Raw genomic sequence first — 18,660 nt, 5'->3', positions numbered from 1 at the left:
AGCCTCATGCGGGACCTGCGCCTCCTCCCCATCGTCACCTTCGCCGCCGGCGGGCTCCTGTTCCTGAAGGCGGTCGGGCTGCTCAGCGGCGATCTGCCCGGGCCGCGGCAGGTGCGGGCGCAGGACACGACCATTCCCGGCATCGAGACGACCTCCGACGCCAATCTGGTCACGGGCGCCACCCCGGCCGCCGCGCCGCCGCCGGCCGCCGCCGCGCGCCCGCCGCAGCCGACGCCGGTGGCGACACAGCCCCAGCCGCCCGCCATCTCCGCCTCCGAGCGGGCGATCCTCGAACGCCTGCAGGAACGCCGGCAGGAGCTCGACACCCGCCAGCGCGAGCTCGACATGCGCGAGAACCTGCTGCGTGCCACCGAGCGGCGCATGGAGCAGCGCGCCAACGAGCTGCGCGAGCTGGAGACCCGCATCACCGGTCTCGAGCAGCGCCGCGACGAGGCCGAGCAGGCGCGCTTCCGCGGCGTCGTCAGCATGTACGAATCGATGCGGCCGAAGGACGCCGCGCGGATCTTCGACAGCCTCGACATGAGCGTGCTGATCGAGGTCGCCCGCGCCATGCGCCCGCCGAAACTCGCCGACGTCATCGCCCAGATGCAGCCCGACCCCGCCAAACGCCTGACGACGGAACTCGCCCGCCGGCCGAACCAGCAGGCCTCCGCCGATCCGCGCTCGGTATCGCCCGACACGCTGCCGAAGATCGAGGGCCGGCCGAGCCGCTGAGGCGAAACGCGGTGTTAATCACGATTGCCCATGATGCCCGTCGAACGGTGGCACGGAGCCGCCGCATGCCCGTCTCCCGAGACCGGCGGAAGGTTCGAGTGGCGATCCCATGGACGGGAACGCGTGGTGCGTTTGGCGTGTGACGCGGGCCGGCCTTGCCGCCGCCCTGCTTTGTCACGTCCCCCTCTCGCCGGCCCTTGCGCAGGCGCCGTCCGCAGCCCCCGCGGCGGGTGAGGCGAGAGCGGCGGCGGCCAAGGCCGAGGTGAGCGCCTCGACCACCGGAGGCTTCGCCCGCCTCGTCTTCCACTTCGACCAGCAGATCCCCGCCGACGTGAAGATCACCGGCGGCGTGCTCGTCATCGCCTTCTCCCAGCCGGTCGAGGTGCAGGTCAACCAGCTGACCACGCTGCTGCGCGACTACGTCACCGCGGTGCGGCGCGACCCTGACGGCAAGTCGCTGCGCTTCGCCCTGGGCCAGCGGGTCACCGTCAATTCGATGGAGGCGGGCGAGCGGCTCTTCGTCGACATGATGCCCGACAGTTGGCGCGGCCTGCCGCCCGGCCTGCCCGTGGATGTGGTGGAGGAGCTGACGCGGCGCGCGCGCGAGGCCGAGCGGCGGGCGCGCCTCGCCGAATCCCAGCGCGTGGCGCGCACCATGCCGCCGGTGACGGTGCGCGTCGGCAACCACCCGACCTTCTCCCGTTTCGTCTTCTCCCTGCCGGAGCCGGCGGCGGTGGCCATCGACCGGACCGGCGACCGGCTGACGCTGCGCGTCGCCAAGCCCTTCACCTCCGACCTGCGCCACGTCCGCGACGCCCTGCCGCCCTTCGTCGGCGAGATCGAGGCCGATACCGGTGCCGACGAGCTGGTCTTCCGCATGGCGGTGTCGCCGCAGGCCGACGTCAGGGCCTTCCGGGAGGAGGGGACCTATGTGCTCGACCTGACGATGCGCGGCGCCCCGGCGGGCACGCGGGATCCCGCCGCGCTCGCCCAGGCGCGCCAGCCGGGCCTGACCCCGCCCGCCGTCACCATGCTGCCGGGCAACGTGCCGACGCCGCCCCTGGCCGCGGCCCGCCCGGCCATGCCGCCGCCGGCACCGCGTGCCGCTCCCGCTCCCGTGCCCGTTCCCGAGCAGACCCGTCCGCCCGCCGTCGCCGCCGAGGCCCCGCGTCCAACGCCGCCGCCCGTGCCGCCGGCGCCGGTCGTCGCCGCGGCCCCGGCACCGGCACCGGCTCCGGCGGCGCCCGCGCCGGTCCAGCACCATGTCGAGACCGCGGACCCAGCGGCCCGCCCGCCCGCGCCGCCGCCCGGCCCGGTCGCCATGCAGGCGCGCCGCGCCGGCGGCACCGTGCGCATCCTCGTGCCCTTCACCCGCGAGACCCCGGGCGCGGTCTTCCAGCGCGGCGACACGCTGTGGCTGGTCTTCGACACGATGGAGGAGGTGGCGCTCGCCGGGCTGCAGGCCGAGGCCGCCGGCATCTTCTCCTCGGTGGACGCCTCGCGCTCGCGCAGCGGCATCGCCGTCAGGATCGGGCTCGAGCGCCAGAGCCTCGCCTCGGCGGGGCGGGACGGCCTCGCCTGGATCGTCACGCTGGCCGACAGCGTTCTGGAGCCGCCGCGGCCGGTCCATCTGGCGCGCGCCACCGAACAGGGAGACCGGCTCATCGCCACGGTGGACTTCCCGCAGGCCGGCTCGGTGCACCGGCTCGCCGATCCGCTGGCGGGCGATACGCTGATCGTGGTCACCGGCGCGGGCCCCGCCCGCTCCTTCGTGCAGACGCGGGAGATGGTGGAGTTCACGGCGCTCGCAGGCAGCCACGGCCTCGTCTTCCAGCCCATCGCCGACGACCTGAAGGTCACCATCTCCGGTGAACAGGTCAACATCAGCCGGCCCTTCGGCCTGCAGCTCAGCGCCGGTCATGCGCGGCCGCAGCCGGTTCAGCGCCTCACTCGCCGCCCGCGCACCATCACCTTCGACCTCGAACTCTGGGCGATGGACGAGCAGGCGCCGTTCCGCGAGCGCGAAAGCGATCTCCTCGCCAATGCCGCCGCGGTTCACGACACCCAGCGCACCGCCAAGCGCCTCGACCTCGTGCGCTTCTACATGGCGCAGCAGCGCTGGGCCGAGGCCAAGGCCGTGCTCGACGCCATCGTGCGCCAGGACCGGCGGATCGCCGAGGACGGCACGATCCAGGGGCTGCGCGGCGTCGTCTCCATCATGATGCACCGGCCGGCGGACGCGCTGCGCGAGTTCTCGCATCCGGCCATGGCGAACGCGCCCGACATCGCTCTCTGGCGCGCGACGGCGCTGGCCATGGACGGGCGGTCCAAGGAGGCCCACGACGCCTTCGAGGGCTCCGACGTTTCGCCCGCCACCCTGCCGCACCCGCTGGCGCGGGCGATCCTGGTGCGCGCCATCGAGGCGGCGCTCGACAGCGGTGCCGTCGACCGCGCCGACAAGCACCTCTCCGACCTGCAGGAGATCGGCATTCCGCCCTCCGCCGAGCAACAGTTCGCCCTGCTGCGCGGCCGGGTGATCGAGGCCAAGGGCATGGACCGCGACGCCCTCGTCGCCTATGCGCGGGCCGCCAACGGGCCGGACCTGCCGGTGCGGGCGGATGCCGAGCATCGGCTGCTCGCAGCTCGCCACCGGCTCGGCGAGATCGACCGCAAGGCGGCGATCGAGGAGCTCGAGGTGCAGAGCTATGCCTGGCGCGGCGACGAGGTCGAGGCGCGCACGCTCGCCCTTCTCGCCAAGCTCTATGCCGACCAGGGCCAGTTCCGCGAGGCCTTCACCACCATGCGGCTCGCCATGCGGGCCCATCCGCGCTCGGATTCGGTGCGCGGCATGCAGGACGACGTCGCCCGTCATTTCGAGCGGCTGTTCCTCGACGGCAATGCCGACCAGATGAAGCCGGTGGACGCGCTGGCGCTCTACTACGACTTCCGCGACATGACCCCTCAGGGCCGCCGCGGCGATGAGATCATCCGCCGCCTCGCCGACCGGCTGGCCGGGATGGACCTGCTCGACCAGGCGGCGGCGCTGCTGCAGCACCAGATCGACCGGCGCCTGACCGGGGCGGCGCGCTCGCAGGTGGCGGCGCGGCTGGCGCTGATCCACCTCAGCAACCGCAAGCCGGCGGCGGCACTGCAGGTGTTGCGCGCCACCCGTCTCGCCGACCTGCCGGAAGAGCTGCGCATCCAGCGCTATCTGCTGGAGGCCCGTGCCCATGCCGATTCCGGCCGGCCCGACCAGGCGCTGGAGATGCTCTCCGACATCCGCACCCCGGAGGCGGAGATGCTGCGGGCCGACATCCACTGGGGCGCGCAGCGCCATCGCGAATCCGCCGAGCAGAGCGAGCGCTGGGTCTCCTCCCGCGCCGGCACCGCGCTCGGCAACGACGAGCGCCGCCACCTGCTGAGGGCCGCCATCGGCTATGCACTGGTGGATGACGCGCTCGGCCTCGACCGCCTGCGCAACCGCTGGCGCGACGCGATGAAGGGCACGCCCGACGAGCGCGCCTTCGACGTTGTGACCTCGCCCATCGAGGCGCGAGGCGTCGAATATCGCGAGATCGCCAAGTCCATCGCAGACCGCGACACGCTGGACGCCTTCCTGAAGAACTACCGCGAGCGCTATCCCGGCGAGACGCCGGGCGCCGGCGGGCCGCAGCAGCAGTCCGACACGCCGACCGGCGCCACCCCGCGGCAGGGGTGAGGCGCGCGGCGCGACAAGCAGTGTTCGAGTTTAAGTACTATTCAAAATGCACATAGTCGCGAAGGCGAAATGCGTGCTGGGGTAAATCTTCAGCGGCCGGTTTTGTGAGCGCGTGTGGGTTGAAACGGGCGCCGAGAACTCGCTTAACAATGAACGGCCTAAACGGCTCGTGTTCGCCCATTGTTTTCGGCCCCAGAGTTGTTTCAATATCAACTTCGATCGCAAGCTCGGCGAAGGCCATAAATGGCGAAGTCTTGAGTGCATGTTCGAAGTGGCCCTGTATAACGGCAGGCACAGCATTGATAATTTTCCGAATGTGTATTCGTTTAAAGTCCATACTTACACAGTGGAAAATACCACCGAATTCCATATTTGCTGAGCTTGTGAATCGTTTGTCATCTAGCCGAGCTATCAAATTTAGAGATGCAGGCAGAAAATTAACCGAGAATCCTTCGCGCACACCAAGACGTTCTATTGCTAAGCCCAGGTCGGGTGCGAAATCTCTAAGCGTCGGGTTTCTAAGATAAAGGGGACCCAGAAATTTCTCTATCTTCTCCCAGTTCGATGCGAATTCCTCAAACTTGAGGTGAAGGCAGGGGGTGCTACTGTCTGTCGAAAAAATAATAAGCTCTCGGCCATTGCAGAGACCAAACTGCTGGCATTTTATTTCCGGGTGGACGCAGTAGCTGTAAACCTGTTGGATATTGTCGCGCGACGTCACGTCTTCCATTGGAGATTTCGCGTCCAAAATGAAGACGGGCTTCTCATCGCACAAAAGCGTATAGTCAGGGATCATTTTGACGGGTAGTTTTCGAGTGCCGGCATGAATAAATGGGTGTGTCAGCGTCTTGCTGCGTACGATCCTGTCTGCTCCCGATATTCGAAAACCTAGACGGGTCAGAATAGGCAATATAACAGCCTCTCTAACGGAGTCTTCCTTGAACTGGGGGTCGTCGAATATTGCTGTATCTAATTTATCGAACATTTTGAATTCACGTACATGGAGGATGCGAGAAGATTTGCGTGTTCTGAGCGATTGTCAAATGCTCTGGTCACGTCCCGAAACTTCGCACCAGACTGCCGGCGACGAGATTCCAGCCGTCCACCAGCACGAAGAAGATCAGCTTGAACGGCATCGAGACGGTGACCGGCGGCAGCATCATCATGCCCATGGACATCAGCACGGAGGCGACGACGAGGTCGATCACCAGGAAGGGCACGAAGAGCAGGAAGGCGATCTCGAAGGCGCGGCGCAGTTCGGAGATCATGAAGGCGGGGATGAGCACCCGGAACGAGACCTCCTGCGGGGTGGCCGGTACCGGCTCGCGGGAGAGTTCCTGGAACAGCGCCAGATCCTTCTCCCGCACGTGCTTTAGCATGAAGTCGCGGAACGGCCCGGAGGCGCGCTCGAAGGCCTGCGGCATCTCGATCTGGTTCTCGATCAGCGGGCGGACACCGAGGTCGTAGCTCTGCTGCAGCGTCGGCGCCATGACGAAGCCTGTCAGGAAGAGCGACAGGCCGACGATGACGGCATTGGGCGGGGCGGTCTGGGTGCCGATGGCAGTGCGCAGCAGCGAGAGCACGACCGCGATGCGGACGAAGCTCGTCACCATGATGAGAATGGAGGGCGCCACCGACAGGATGGTGATGAGGCCGATGAGCTGGATCACCCGCTCGTTGACCCCGGCGCCCTGGCCGAGATTGATCGAGATGTCCTGGGCGACGGCGGGGCCGGCGGCGAGGGCGGCGGCGGCGAGGATGCCGAGAACCGCCGCGCGGCGAATGGCCGGGCGGGTCCTTGTCCTGCCGTCAGGGGTCGTCAGCGCCATCGCCGTCCCGCACCGTGCGAATCGTTGGCGCGAGTCTAGCAGGCTCGGGGCGCCGGGCCTGTGGATGGCGGGAGGGGCAGGACGCCGCGAGCCTGGCGCCGACCGGAGGCTCGCCCGACCGGCCTGACATGGCGCCAGCAGCGTTGCGGTTCCCGGGGCGTCGGAGCCCGAAGGCCCGCGCTCAGCTCTTCGGCGGGGTCGGGCCGCGGCCGAGGAGGGCGGCCATCTCCTCCTCCAGGCTGTCGAAGACCGACTTCTCGTCGGCCGACAGCGCCTTGGGAGAAGCCGCTGGAGAGCCGGGCTGGGGGCGGGCGGGAGCGGCCGGCGCCGCCGGGGCGGCGGGCTTCGGCCCGGCCTGGACCGGATTGGCGCCGATCGGCTTGCGCAGCGCGGCCTCGAGCCTTGCCGCGACGTCGTCGGTGCCGGCTGCGGCGGCCGCAGGCGGCGGCGCGGGGCGGGGCGGCGGCACCGGCGTGCCGGGGCGGACCGGCTGGGTGACGACCGGGGTGATGCGCGGCGGTTCCGGGCGGGCAGGCTCGGGGCGCGCCGGTTCGCTGCGGGCAGGTTCCGGTCGGGCAGGCTCGGGGCGGGCCGGCGCCGCCACCGGCGCGGGACGGACGGGTTCGGGGCGCTGGACCACCGGCGGGGGCGCCGGGCGGGCCGGCTCGACGCGCGGCGGCTCGGGACGGACGGGCTCGGGGCGGGCCGGGGCCGGCTCGGGCCGGGTGGGCATGTCGAGGTTCATCGGCCGCGCCGGAGCGGGTTCGCCGGCGGCCTGGCGGGCGGCGTCGCGCAGCGAGGGACGTGTCTGCGGCAGCGGCGGATCGGGCTCGACATAGGTCGGGGCGGGGGCCGCCTCGCGCAGGGACGAGGCCTGGACGGGCATGCCGCGGACGATGGAGGTCTCGACCACCACGTCGGTCGGGCCGCCGAGGAGCAGCAGATGCTCCACGTTGTCGCGGCGGATGAGGACGAGTTTGCGGCGCTGGTCGACGTCGGCATAGTCGAGGACGGCGAGCCGCGGCTGGCGGCCGCGGCCGCCCGAGCCGATGCCGAGGCCGCGCCCGCGGATGAGGCGGAAGATCCAGGCGGTCAGGCCGATGAGAACGAGAACGGCCGCGAAGGCGACGATGAAAGTGGCTGCCAGGGGGGCGTTGGGACCGAGCAGATTGGTGAGAAAGTTCATCGAGACCGATCCCATGGCATTGCGCACGCCCGCCCGGAAGAGCGCGCGTTAAATCTATGTTGAGGTTAACAGACCCGGCAAGCCTTGCCGACTTCGACCTCGCGGGATGGTTAACCCGGCGGGGCAGAGGTTGAAAGACCCTTAACGGTTAACCGGTCGTTAACCATGTGCCCGGCATCCTTTGCCTATCGAAGGGGCGGAGGAATCGACATGGCGACCAGCGACGTGCCGATCTTCTCCATGCTGCGCAACCGCATGCGCTGGCACCAGGACCGGCAGAAGCTATTGGCTGAAAATGTCGCCAATGCGGACACGCCCGGCTACCGGGCGCGGGACCTCAGGCCGCCGAGCTTCGAATCGCTGGCGCGCGGTGCTGCCGTTGCCACCGCCGGCGCCAGCATCGGGGCAGGGCCCATGCGCACCGACCCGCGCCACATCCAGACCTCGGGCAGCCAGACGACGCGCTTCGACGTGCGCCGCGACACCGGCCTCGTGACGACGCCCGCCGGCAACCGGGTCAACCTCGAGGACGAGATGCTCAAGGTCTCGCAGAACCAGATGGACTACCAGGCCGTCGCCGGGCTGTACCAGCGTTCGCTCGGCCTGATCCGGACCGCCATCGGCAAGAAGGGCTGAGACAGACCATGTCCACCGACTTCCTCAAATCGATCCGCATCGCCGCCGGCGGCATGCGCGCCCAGGCCGGACGCATGCGCATCACGGCCGAGAACATCGCCAATTCCAGCTCCACGGCGGAGACGCCCGGGGGCGATCCCTACCGCCGCAAGATCCCGACCTTCCGCACCACCTTCGACCGCGAGCTGCAGGCGACCACCGTGCAGCTCGGGCCGGTGCGCCAGCAGCAGGGCGAATTCCGCACGCGGTTCGACCCTCAGCACCCGGCGGCGGACGCCCGCGGCTACGTGAAGGTGCCGAACGTCAATTCGCTGGTGGAGAGCCTCGACATGAGGGAGGCGCAGCGCAGCTACGAGGCCAACCTCAACGTCGTCACCTCCACCCGCCGCATGATCCAGCGCACGATCGAACTCCTGAGAGCCTGATCCGATGTCGTCCTCGTCCATCGCCGCAAACGCCTATGCGACGGCCGCACGCCTGTTCTCGCCCGCCGCCGGTGCCAGCCGCGCCGCCGGTCAGGGCGGCGGCTTCGGCGAGATGCTGCGCAGCGCCGTGCAGAACCTCGACCAGACCGCCCGCACCACCGACCAGCGCAGCCAGGCCATGGCCGCCGGGCGGGCCGACCTCATCGACGTGGTGACGGCGGTGGCCGAAACCGAGGTCGCCATCGAATCCCTGGTGGCCGTGCGCGACAAGGTCGTGCAGTCCTACGAGGAAATCATGCGCATGCAGATCTAGGACAAGGCCATGAGCCCCGCAGATGTTCTCGACGTCGCCCGCGACGGCATTCTCACCGTGATCCTGGTCTCGGCCCCGCTGATGGCGGTGGGACTGCTGGTCGGCGTCGCCGTGTCGCTGGTCCAGGCCCTGACCCAGATCCAGGAGCAGACGCTGGTCTTCGTGCCGAAGATCCTCGCCATCTTCGCCACCCTCATCATCGCGCTGCCCTTCATGGGCGACATGATGAACGGGGTCACGGCGCGCATCATGGCGAAAGTGGTCATGGGCGAGTGAATCAGCTTTGATCGGCGGCGCCCTCGGCCCGCCGGCGAGGCCCGGCTCCAGGAGGGGGCGCTTCCCGTGACCGTCCCCATCACCCCGGAGATCATGGTCGTCTTCCTGCTCGTCTTCGCGCGGGTCGGCACCATGATGGCGCTGATGCCGGGCCTCGGCGAGCGCTCGCTGCCCATGCGGGTCAGGCTCGGCATCGCGCTGCTGCTGACCCTCGTCCTCTTTCCGCTGCACCGGCCGCTCTACGACATCGACCTCGCCCGTCCCGGCGGCGTGCTAATGGTGCTGTTCATGGAGATGGCGGTGGGCTTCACCCTCGGCATGGCGGCGCGCATCGCGGTCTCGGCCCTGCTGACGGCGGGCGTCGTCATCGCCCAGGCCATGGGCATCGGATTTGCCATGCAGGTGGACCCGACCCAGGGCCAGCAGGGCGCCGTCATCGGCACCTTTTTGTCGATGGTCGGTGTGGCGCTGGTCTTCGCCACCGACCTGCACCACCTCATCATCGCGGCGATCTCGGACAGTTTCACCATCATCCGGCCGGGCCTCCTGCCGGCCTCGGGCGATGCGGCGCAGTTCCTGACCATGGTGATGGCGCGTTCCTTCGTCATCGCCATCCAGCTCTCGGCGCCGTTCCTGGTCTTCGCGCTGGTCTTCAACATCGGCCTCGGCGTGCTGTCCAAGCTGATGCCGCAGATGCAGGTCTTCTTCATCGCCATGCCGGTCACCATCGGCGTCGGCTTCTTCATCCTCCTCCTCGTCCTGTCGGTGATGATGTCCCACTACATGGGCAGCCTCGAAGCGATCCTGGGCGAGATCGCGGTCAACCGGAGGTAGACCGTGGCCGAGGGGGAGGACAAAGACCAGAAAACACACGATCCGACGCAGAAGAAGCTCGACGACGCGCTGAAGAAGGGCGACGTCGCCAAGAGCCAGGACCTCGTCACCTGGTTCCTGTTGTTCATCTCGACCCTCGTCGTCGCCACCATGGCGGCGGGGTCGGCGGGCGGGCTCGCCGTGCCGCTGAAGAACCTCATCGCCAATGCCGACCTCGTCACCGTTGACCGCGCAGGCGGCATGCGGCTCATGATCTCGCTGATCCTCGCCGTCGTGGTGGCGGTGGGGCTGCCCTTCCTCGGCCTCTTCGTCGCCGGCATCGCCGCCAATCTCGTCCAGCACCGGCTGGTCTTCTCGGCCGAGAGCCTGAAGCCGAAATTCTCCAAGATCTCGCCCATGGCCGGCGCCAAGCGCATCTTCGGCCCCGACGCGCTGGTAAACTTTCTGAAAGGCCTCGCCAAGATCACGCTGGTGGGTGTCGTCATCTTCACCGTGCTCTGGCCGCAGCGCAGCACCATCGACAGCATCGTGCGGATGGACGTGGAGATGCTGCTGCCGCACACGTTCTCGATCGTCATGAGCGTGCTGATGGCCGTGGTGGCGATCATGGCGATCATCGCCCTGGCCGACTACGTCTACCAGTACCAGCGCTGGTACACGCGGCAGAAGATGTCGATCCAGGAGCTCAAGGAGGAGTTCAAGCAGTCGGACGGCAATCCCGAGGTGAAGGGCAAGATCAAGCAGCTGCGCCGCGAGCGCTCGCGCAAGCGCATGATGGCCAACGTGCCGACGGCGACCGTGGTGGTGACCAACCCGACCCACTTCGCCGTGGCGCTGAAATACGAACCCGGCATGGTGGCACCCGTCTGCGTCGCCAAGGGCATGGACCTCATCGCCCTGAAGATCCGCGAACTCGCCACCGCGAGCGACGTGCCGATCGTCGAGAACGTGCCGCTCGCCCGCGCCCTGCACGCCAGCGTCGAGGTGGACCAGCCGATCCAGGAGGAGCATTTCCGCGCGGTGGCCGAGGTGATCGGCTACGTCATGCGGCTCAAGGGCACGATGCGCTAGGCTGCGACACCCGATTTGCGCGCCCGATGGCGCCGCCGCCCTTGCCTCGCGGGCGGCGAAGCGGCACGACTAGGCGGCGAGAATCGGCGATGGATTCTCGTTTGACCCTGACCAACGGCTCTTCCCCGCCATGGCCTTCGCCGAAAAGAACATCCGCGCCGACCATGCCTCTCCGGCCCTTCCGGTGACGCGCCGTTCGGTCGATCGCTCCGAACAGCCCGGCTCGACCGCCATGGTGCTGGTCGTCGCCGTCGTGCTCGTCGGCGCGGCGCTGTTCTTCCTGATGATCGGCCGCGACAATGCCTATCCCTATGTGATCGGACTTCTGGCGGCCCTGGCGGTCTGCGGCGTCTTCTCGCTCTTCGCCTATGCCTCGGGCATCCTGCGCTTCGCCAGCGAGGACAATCGCAACGACTTCACCAAGGCCATGGTCGACAGCGCCAGCGAGGCGGTGGTGGTGAGCGACCCGTCGGGCCGCGTGCTCTACGCCAACCCGGCCTATCTCGGCCTGACCGGTGCGTCCGGGGAGGAGGACGTCCGGGCGGTGGAGCGGGCCTTCACCGGCGCGCCGGAGGTCTCGGAAGCCATCTACCGGCTGTCGCAGGCCGCCCGCGAGGGCCGCCGGCACCAGGAGGAGGTGCGCCGCGCCGAGGCGGAGGACGCCCGCTGGCTGCGCCTGAAGGTGCGCCCGATGACCGGGGAGGGGGCCACCCGCATCCGCGGCGGCGGCCGCGCCAGCGTCTGGACGGTGGAGGACATCACCCGCGACCGGCAGAGCGCGGAGAGCGCCTTCGAGACGCTGCAGAAGGCCATCGACTTCCTCGACCACGCCCCCGCCGGCTTCTTCTCCATGGAGCCGACCGGCGAGATCGCCTACATGAACGCCACTCTGGCGGGCTGGCTCGACCACGACCTGACCGAAGTCGGCCCCGGCGGCCTCGCCCTCGCCGACATCCTCGCCGCCGACGCCGCGGCGCTGCTGCGCACCGTGCCGGCCAAGCCGTCGGAAGTGACGACGGCGACCTTCGACCTCGACCTGAAGCGCCGCTCCGGCGAGGCGCTGCCGGTGCGGCTCCTGCACAAGGTGGCCTTCTCCGCCGACGGCACGCCCGGCGCCTCCCGCACCCTCGTCATCAACCGGGCGCGCACCGGCGACAGCGGCGACAGCCTGCGGGCCGCCGAGGTCCGCTTCGCGCGCTTCTTCAATTCCTCGCCGCTCGGCATCGCCACCGTCGACCGTGACGGCGTGGTCGGCCGGGCCAACCCGATCTTCGCCCGCATGCTCGCCGACACGGCCGCGGGGACGGGCGCCCGCTCCGTGCTGTCGCTGGTGAAGGAGAATTCGCGGCCGGCGCTCGCCCATGCCATCGCCGAGGCGGCCGCCGGCAAGGGCGACCTCCCCCCCGTCGACGGCGCGCTGCAGGGCGACGCCAACCGCTTCGCCCATTTCTTCGTGGCGCCGGTGGACGATCCGGAACAGGCGGGCGAGGCGGCCTTCGTCTATGCGGTGGAGACGACCGAGCTGCGCCAGCTCCAGGAGCAGTTCGCCCAGTCGCAGAAGATGAACGCGGTGGGCCAGCTCGCCGGCGGCGTCGCCCACGACTTCAACAACGTGCTGCAGGCCATCATCGGCCATGCCGACCTCCTGCTGATGGACCACAAGCCGGCGGACCCGTCGTTCAACGACGTCATGCAGATCAAGCAGAACGCCAACCGGGCCGCGAGCCTGGTGCGCCAACTCCTCGCCTTCTCGCGCAAGCAGACGCTGCGTCCGCAGGTGGTGCAGCTCGGCGACGTGCTGTCGGACCTGTCCATGCTGCTGCGCCGCTCGCTCGGCGAGCGCGTCGGGCTCGACATGATCCACGGCCGCGACCTCTGGCCGGTGCGTGCCGACGTCACCCAGCTCGAGCAGGTGATCCTCAACCTCGCCGTCAATGCCCGCGACGCCATGCCGGACGGCGGCAAGCTGACCATCCGCACCGCCAACGTGGCTGCGGCCGACATCGCCCGCCACCGCTCCAAGGACGATCCGGTGGACATGCCGGAGAGCGACGCGGTGATGATCGAGGTGACCGATACCGGCACCGGCATTCCCGACGAGATCAAGCAGAAGATCTTCGACCCGTTCTTCTCCACCAAGGAGGTGGGCAAGGGAACGGGTCTCGGCCTGTCGACCGTCTACGGCATCGTCAAGCAGTCCGGCGGCTATGTCTTCGTCGACAGCCAGGTGGGCCGCGGCACCGTGTTCCGCGTCTTCCTGCCCCGCCACGTGGAGAGCGCCGAGCCCGCCGCGCCCCCGGCGGCGGTTGCAGAGCCGCCCGCCGCCTCGACGCCGGCGGCCCCCGCCGTCATGCTGGTGGCCGGCTCTCCGGAGGCCGCGGGCGAGGCTCCCGCACCGTCCGAGCCGCCCGCGGCCCAGCCGGCGGCCCCGCCGGCCGCCGCCGCGCCGCCGCGCGACGATACCGGCGCCGGCACCATCCTGCTGGTCGAGGACGAGGAGGCGGTGCGGGCCTTCGCCTCGCGAGCCCTCGCCTCGCGCGGCTACACGGTGCTGGAGGCCGGCTCCGGCGTCGAGGCGCTTGAGGTCATGGCCGAGCACGGCGGCACGGTGGACCTCGTCGTCTCCGACGTGGTCATGCCGGAGATGAACGGCCCGACCCTGCTGGGCGAGCTGCGCAAGACCAATCCGGCCATCAAGGTGATCTTCGTCTCCGGCTATGCCGAGGAGGCGTTCAAGAACGACCTGCCGGAGGGCCAGGCCTTCGCCTTCCTGCCAAAGCCTTTCTCTCTGAAGCAGCTCATCGAGGCGGTGAAGCAGCAGGCGAAGAGCTGACTGGCGGCGCCGGCCGCGCGGGACTAGGCTACCGTCCATGCCGGCCCCGTCCGTCCAGCCGCTGATCGCCCTCGACGCCGTGGTGCTCGACACGGAGACGACGGGGCTCGATCCGGCCAAGGCGCGCATCGTCCAGATCGGCGCCGTGGCGCTTCGCCAGGGGCGCCTGCTGCCGGAGGAGCGGTTCGAGCGGCTGGTCGATCCCGGTGTGCCGATCCCCGCCTCGGCGACCGCGATCCATCACATCGACGATGCGGCCGTCGCAGGCGCCGCCACCTTCGCCCAGGCCTTCGAAGCCTTCGAGACGTTCCGGGCCGGCCGCATCCTGGTGGGCCACAATCTCGGCTTTGACCTCGCCATCATCCGGCGCGAATGCCGGCTGGCGGGACGGGCCTTCGCGCCGCCGCCCTCGCTCGACACGCGCCTGCTCGGCCAGATCTGCTTTCCGACCCTCGCCGGCTACACGCTCGAAATCCTCGCCGAGCGGACGGGGGTCACCCTCGACCGCGGCGGCCGCCACGACGCGGTGGGCGATGCCGAGAGCGCCGGGGCCATCTTCGTCGCGCTGCTGCCCTTCCTGAAGGAGAAGGGGGTGCGGACGGTCGCCGAGGCCAACGAGGCCTGCCGGCGGCTCACCGACGCCATGGAGGGCTTCGCCCGCGCCGGCTGGGAGGAGCCGAAGGCGGTGACGGCGGGCGGGCAGGGGGCCCTGTCGCGCATCGATTCCTATCCGTTCCGCCACCGCGTCGCCGACCTGATGGGCCGGCCGCCGGCCGTGGCGCCGCCCGACATGACGGTGATGGCCGCGGCGCGGCTGATGACGGAACGCCGCATCTCCTCGCTCTTCGTCGCCCCACCGGGCCCGCCGCGGGTCGACGCGGCGGGCATCGTCACCGAACGCGACGTGATGCGGGCGGTGGCGACGGGGGGCGCGGCGGCGCTGGAGCGGCCGGTGGGGGAGATCGCCTCGCGGCCGCTCGCCCATGTCGGGGCGGAGGATTTCGTCTATCGCGCCATCGGGCGGATGGACCGGCTCAAGGTCCGCCACCTCGCGGTATCGGACGCTGCGGGGGCGATCGTCGGAGCCCTGTCGGCGCGCGACCTCCTGAGGATGCGGGCGAGCGACGCGCTGGCGCTGGGCGACGCCATCGAAGCGGCCGAGGGCGCGCCGGCGATGGCCGCCGCCTTCGCCCGCATGCCCCTGGTGGCGCGGCAACTCATCGAGGAGGAGGTGACCGCCGTTCAGGTGGCCGCCGTCATCAGCCACGAGATCGGTGCCCTGACGGCGCGGGCCGCCCGCGAGGCCGAGGCCATGATGCTGGCGGAGGGCGCCGGACCGCCGCCGGTCGCCTATGCGGTGCTGGTGCTCGGCTCGGTCGGCCGCGGCGAGAGCCTGCTCGCCGCCGACCAGGACAATGCGGTGGTGACTGAGGTCGCCGCCGATCCTGAGGCCGCCGACCGCTGGTTCGCCCGCTTCGGCGCCCATATGGCCGACATCCTCGACGCGGCCGGCGTCGCCTATTGCAAGGGCGGCGTCATGGCCCGCAACCCCGGCTTCCGCGGCTCCATCGAGGATTGGCGCGGCCGGATCGCCGACTGGATCGGGCGGACGCGGCCGGAGGACCTGCTGGCCGTCGACATCTTCTTCGATTTCCGCGCCGTGCATGGCGACACACGGCTGGCGGAGGCGCTGTTCGACGAGGCCTATGCGGCGGCCCACGCGGCGCCGATGCTCGCCAAGCTGCTGGCCGAGCAGATCGGCGCACACCGGCCGCCGCTGACCCTGTTCGGCGGCTTCCGCCTCACCGAGGGACGCGTCGACCTGAAGCTCGGCGGGCTGTTTCCGGTGGTGGCGGCGGCGCGCTGTCTGGCGCTGCGCCACGACATTCGCCGGCGCTCGACGCGGGAGCGGATCGCCGCGCTGCGCGAGAAGACGATCGGCGCCGCCGAGGACCTGGAGCGCTGGCTCGACGCCCATGGCGTCCTTCTCGACGCCATCCTGCGCCAGCAGATCATCGACCTCGCGGCCGGCCGCCCGCCGGGGAGCCGGGTCGATCCCGCCATCCTCGGCAAGGCCGGGCAGGCGCGGCTGAAGGCGGCCGTCGGCAACCTCGCCCATGTGGGCCAGACGGTGAGGGATCTCCTGTTCCAGGCCTGACGGCCTCACCGGCAGTTGCGGGCTATGATCTCCTGCCAGTCGACGATGGAACCCTGCATGTGGGCGACGTTCTCGCGGCCGTGATGGCCCGGGGTGCAGCGACGGAAGACGTCGGTGGCGCGCCGCATCACCCGGACATGCTCGCGGAAGACGCCGCAGCGCTCTGCCATCGGCGCGCGGGCCGTGGCGGACAGCCGTTCGGTGGCCTGGCGCAGGCGGATGTCGGTCAGAACCAGATCGGCCTCGCAACGGCCGGTGTCCTGCGGCGCGACGCGCTGGACGGGAAGGAACGGCGCGCCCGGCCCCTTGGCGGCGAGCGAAGGCCCCGCGGCGACGACCGCGAGGACCACAGCGAGTGCGAGGCGCATGGGATCAGCGGCAGCCGTGGGCGATGACGCCGCGCCACTCGGCGAGGGACTGGCGGAAGAAGCCGACCTTCTGGGCTCGCTCCGGGCCGGCGACGCAGCTCTCCACCGTGTCGACGGCGCGGTTCAGCGAGACGAGGTGGCCGCGGATCGCCGGGCACTGGGCGGCCATGTCGGCCTCCTGCAGCCGCTCGACGGCGACGAGGCTGCGGTTGATCTCGGCCTCGGCGCCGGCGAGGCGCTCGCCGCACGGAGCGGCGGCCTGCGGCATGGTGGCGAGGCCGGCCATCTGGACGGGGGCGGGCACGCCGCCGGCGCGGGCCGGCCAGGCAGTCACGACCATGGCGCAGAAGGCAATGGCGGTGGCGGCGACCAGCGAGGAGGCGATCAGGGCGAGCGAATGGGCGTCGGCGCTGGCGGTGCGGGTGGTGGCGACGGTGACGTGCGAGGTGCGCATGGCGATTCCCTCCGGGATGGCGGCAGGAATGAACCGCGCCCGTTTCGTGGGGATTTCAGCCGCGAGGCCGGATGTTTCCGTGTGGAAACAGCGGGCTCGCGACCCTTCGCCGCAACAACAGCTCAGCCGAGGTTGAGTTCCTTGAAGAAGTCGTTGCCCTTGTCGTCGACGACGATGAAGGCGGGGAAGTCCTCGACCTCGATCTTCCAGATCGCCTCCATGCCGAGCTCGGGATATTCCAGCACCTCGACCTTGCGGATGCAGTCCTGGGCGAGGCGGGCGGCAGGTCCGCCGATGGAGCCGAGGTAGAAGCCGCCGTGCTTGGCGCAGGCCTCGCGCACCTCGCGGGAGCGGTTGCCCTTGGCCAGCATGACCATCGAGCCGCCGGCGGCCTGGAACTGGTCGACGAAGCCGTCCATGCGGCCGGCCGTGGTCGGGCCGAAGGAGCCCGAGGCGTAGCCCGCCGGGGTCTTGGCCGGGCCGGCGTAATAGACCGGGTGGTTCCTGAAATAGTCCGGCATGGGCTCGCCGCGGTCGAGCCGCTCGCGGATCTTGGCGTGGGCGGCGTCGCGGGCGACGATCATCGGCCCGGTGAGCGAGACGCGCGTCTTGATCGGGTGCTTCGACAGCGTCTCGAGGATCTCCACCATCGGCCGGGTCAGGTCGATCTTCACGACCTCGCCGCCGAGCGCCCCCTCGTCGATCTCCGGCAGGTACTGGGCGGGATGATGCTCCAGCTCCTCGAGGAAGACGCCGTCGCGGGTGATCTTGCCGAGGGCCTGTCGGTCCGCCGAGCAGGACACCGCGATGGCGATGGGGAGGGAGGCGCCGTGGCGCGGCATGCGGATGACGCGCACGTCGTGGCAGAAATACTTGCCGCCGAACTGGGCGCCGACGCCCATGGCCTGGGTCAGCTTGTGGATCTCGGCCTCCATGCCGACGTCGCGGAAGGCATGGGCGAACTCCGAGCCCGCCGTCGGCAGGCCGTCGAGGTAGCGGGCGGAGGCGAGCTTGGCCGTCTTCATCGTGTGCTCGGCGGAGAGGCCGCCGATGACGATGGCGAGGTGGTAGGGCGGGCAGGCGGCGGTGCCGAGCGTCAGGATCTTCTCGTGGAGGAACTTGATCATCCGCTCGTGGGTGAGGATGGAGGGCGGCGCCTGGAACAGGAAGCTCTTGTTGGCCGAGCCGCCGCCCTTGGCCATGAACAGGAACTTGTAGGCGTCCTCGCCCTCCGCATGGATCTCGATCTGGGCGGGGAGGTTGTTGCGGGTGTTCCTCTCCTCGAACATGGAGATGGGCGCCACCTGCGAATAGCGCAGGTTCTTCTTGGCGTAGGCGTCGAGCACGCCCTGGCCGAGCGCCGCCTCGTCGTCGCCCTCGGTCCAGACGAGGCGCCCCTTCTTGCCCATGATGATGGCCGTGCCGGTGTCCTGGCACATGGGCAGCACCCCGCCGGCGGCGATGTTGGCGTTCTTCAAGAGGTCGTAGGCGACGAACCTGTCGTTCGCCGTCGCCTCGGGATCGTCGAGGATGCGGCGGAGCTGGGCGAGGTGGCCCGGCCGCAGCAGGTGGTTGATGTCGACGAAGGCCTGTTCCGACAGGAGCCGGATCGCCTCGCGGTCGACCACCACGACCTCCCGGCCGAGGACGCTCTCGACCCGGACGCCCTCCGAGGTCAGCTTGCGGTAGGGCGTCTCGTCCTTCGCCAGGGGAAAGAGCGAGTAGGAGCCGGCGGCGAGCGGAGCGTTCATCGGGCGAGATCCGTCGATGGGGCCGGGACGAAGGGCCGGCCGAGGAGACGGCCCTCCTTTACGCCATCGGCAG

At 70.0% G+C, this 18,660-nt stretch carries 16 protein-coding genes; 10 read left to right on the top strand and 6 right to left on the bottom strand.

The window, feature by feature from the left end; translation table 11 throughout:
* Positions 1-6 precede the first annotated feature (6 nt).
* Together C6569_RS10525 and C6569_RS10520 are read left to right on the top strand one after the other, a co-directional pair.
* Positions 7-735, top strand: a complete 729-nt coding sequence (locus tag C6569_RS10525) for a MotE family protein (protein ID WP_106748803.1) — start codon at positions 7-9, stop codon at positions 733-735.
* A 262-nt stretch (positions 736-997) separates the two neighbouring features.
* A complete protein-coding gene (locus C6569_RS10520; RefSeq protein WP_106748802.1) occupies positions 998-4,453 on the top strand; it encodes a tetratricopeptide repeat protein in 3,456 nt (1,151 codons plus the stop codon).
* Between the two features lie 37 nt (positions 4,454-4,490).
* Here the strand turns inward: C6569_RS10520 and C6569_RS10515 are convergent, their stop codons facing one another.
* The 3 genes from C6569_RS10515 to C6569_RS10505 all read right to left on the bottom strand — a co-directional run bounded on the left by C6569_RS10515 (position 4,491) and on the right by C6569_RS10505 (position 7,468).
* Positions 4,491-5,438, bottom strand: coding sequence for a type I restriction enzyme HsdR N-terminal domain-containing protein (locus tag C6569_RS10515; protein WP_106748801.1), 948 nt, complete (start codon positions 5,436-5,438; stop codon positions 4,491-4,493).
* Positions 5,439-5,505: 67 nt separating this feature from the next.
* Entirely contained in the window at positions 5,506-6,282 is a 777-nt protein-coding gene (fliP, locus tag C6569_RS10510) for a flagellar type III secretion system pore protein FliP (protein WP_106748800.1), read from the bottom strand.
* A gap of 181 nt (positions 6,283-6,463) precedes the next feature.
* Complete coding sequence (locus C6569_RS10505) at positions 6,464-7,468, bottom strand: flagellar biosynthetic protein FliO (protein WP_106750991.1); 1,005 nt, start codon at positions 7,466-7,468, stop codon at positions 6,464-6,466.
* A gap of 210 nt (positions 7,469-7,678) precedes the next feature.
* Here C6569_RS10505 and flgB point away from each other — a divergent pair, with 210 nt between their 5' ends.
* From flgB to C6569_RS10465, 8 genes are all read left to right on the top strand, one after another.
* The gene (gene flgB, locus C6569_RS10500; RefSeq protein WP_106748799.1) at positions 7,679-8,104 is read left to right on the top strand and encodes a flagellar basal body rod protein FlgB; all 426 of its coding nucleotides are present in this window, start codon (positions 7,679-7,681) and stop codon (positions 8,102-8,104) included.
* Positions 8,105-8,112: 8 nt separating this feature from the next.
* Positions 8,113-8,529: a flagellar basal body rod protein FlgC gene (gene flgC / locus C6569_RS10495; RefSeq protein WP_106748798.1), complete on the top strand. Its 417-nt coding sequence runs from the start codon at positions 8,113-8,115 to the stop codon at positions 8,527-8,529.
* Positions 8,530-8,533: 4 nt separating this feature from the next.
* Positions 8,534-8,842 carry a flagellar hook-basal body complex protein FliE gene (fliE, locus tag C6569_RS10490; RefSeq protein ID WP_106748797.1) on the top strand — a complete coding sequence of 103 codons (309 nt, stop codon included), beginning with the start codon at positions 8,534-8,536 and terminating at the stop codon, positions 8,840-8,842.
* Positions 8,843-8,851: 9 nt separating this feature from the next.
* Complete coding sequence (locus C6569_RS10485; protein ID WP_106748796.1) at positions 8,852-9,118, top strand: flagellar biosynthetic protein FliQ; 267 nt, start codon at positions 8,852-8,854, stop codon at positions 9,116-9,118.
* Between the two features lie 93 nt (positions 9,119-9,211).
* The gene (gene fliR, locus C6569_RS10480) at positions 9,212-9,952 is read left to right on the top strand and encodes a flagellar biosynthetic protein FliR (protein ID WP_106750990.1); all 741 of its coding nucleotides are present in this window, start codon (positions 9,212-9,214) and stop codon (positions 9,950-9,952) included.
* Between the two features lie 3 nt (positions 9,953-9,955).
* Positions 9,956-11,023: a flagellar biosynthesis protein FlhB gene (gene flhB, locus C6569_RS10475; RefSeq protein ID WP_106748795.1), complete on the top strand. Its 1,068-nt coding sequence runs from the start codon at positions 9,956-9,958 to the stop codon at positions 11,021-11,023.
* 130 nt (positions 11,024-11,153) lie between these two features.
* Positions 11,154-13,856, top strand: a complete 2,703-nt coding sequence (gene cckA, locus C6569_RS10470) for a cell cycle histidine kinase CckA (RefSeq protein WP_106748794.1) — start codon at positions 11,154-11,156, stop codon at positions 13,854-13,856.
* A gap of 37 nt (positions 13,857-13,893) precedes the next feature.
* The gene (locus C6569_RS10465) at positions 13,894-16,014 is read left to right on the top strand and encodes a DUF294 nucleotidyltransferase-like domain-containing protein (protein WP_106748793.1); all 2,121 of its coding nucleotides are present in this window, start codon (positions 13,894-13,896) and stop codon (positions 16,012-16,014) included.
* A gap of 5 nt (positions 16,015-16,019) precedes the next feature.
* Here the strand turns inward: C6569_RS10465 and C6569_RS10460 are convergent, their stop codons facing one another.
* The 3 genes from C6569_RS10460 to C6569_RS10450 form a co-directional block, all read right to left on the bottom strand.
* Positions 16,020-16,382, bottom strand: coding sequence for a hypothetical protein (locus tag C6569_RS10460; RefSeq protein WP_106748792.1), 363 nt, complete (start codon positions 16,380-16,382; stop codon positions 16,020-16,022).
* 4 nt (positions 16,383-16,386) lie between these two features.
* Positions 16,387-16,836 (bottom strand): hypothetical protein, encoded by a 450-nt coding sequence (locus C6569_RS10455; RefSeq protein WP_106748791.1) that lies wholly within the window; start codon positions 16,834-16,836, stop codon positions 16,387-16,389.
* Between the two features lie 122 nt (positions 16,837-16,958).
* Entirely contained in the window at positions 16,959-18,587 is a 1,629-nt protein-coding gene (locus C6569_RS10450) for a fumarate hydratase (RefSeq protein WP_106748790.1), read from the bottom strand.
* Between the last annotated feature and the right edge of the window lie 73 nt (positions 18,588-18,660).

This window comes from Phreatobacter cathodiphilus (assembly GCF_003008515.1).
Lineage (GTDB): Bacteria > Pseudomonadota > Alphaproteobacteria > Rhizobiales > Phreatobacteraceae > Phreatobacter > Phreatobacter cathodiphilus.
This window is presented reverse-complemented; position numbering and strand designations above follow the sequence as displayed.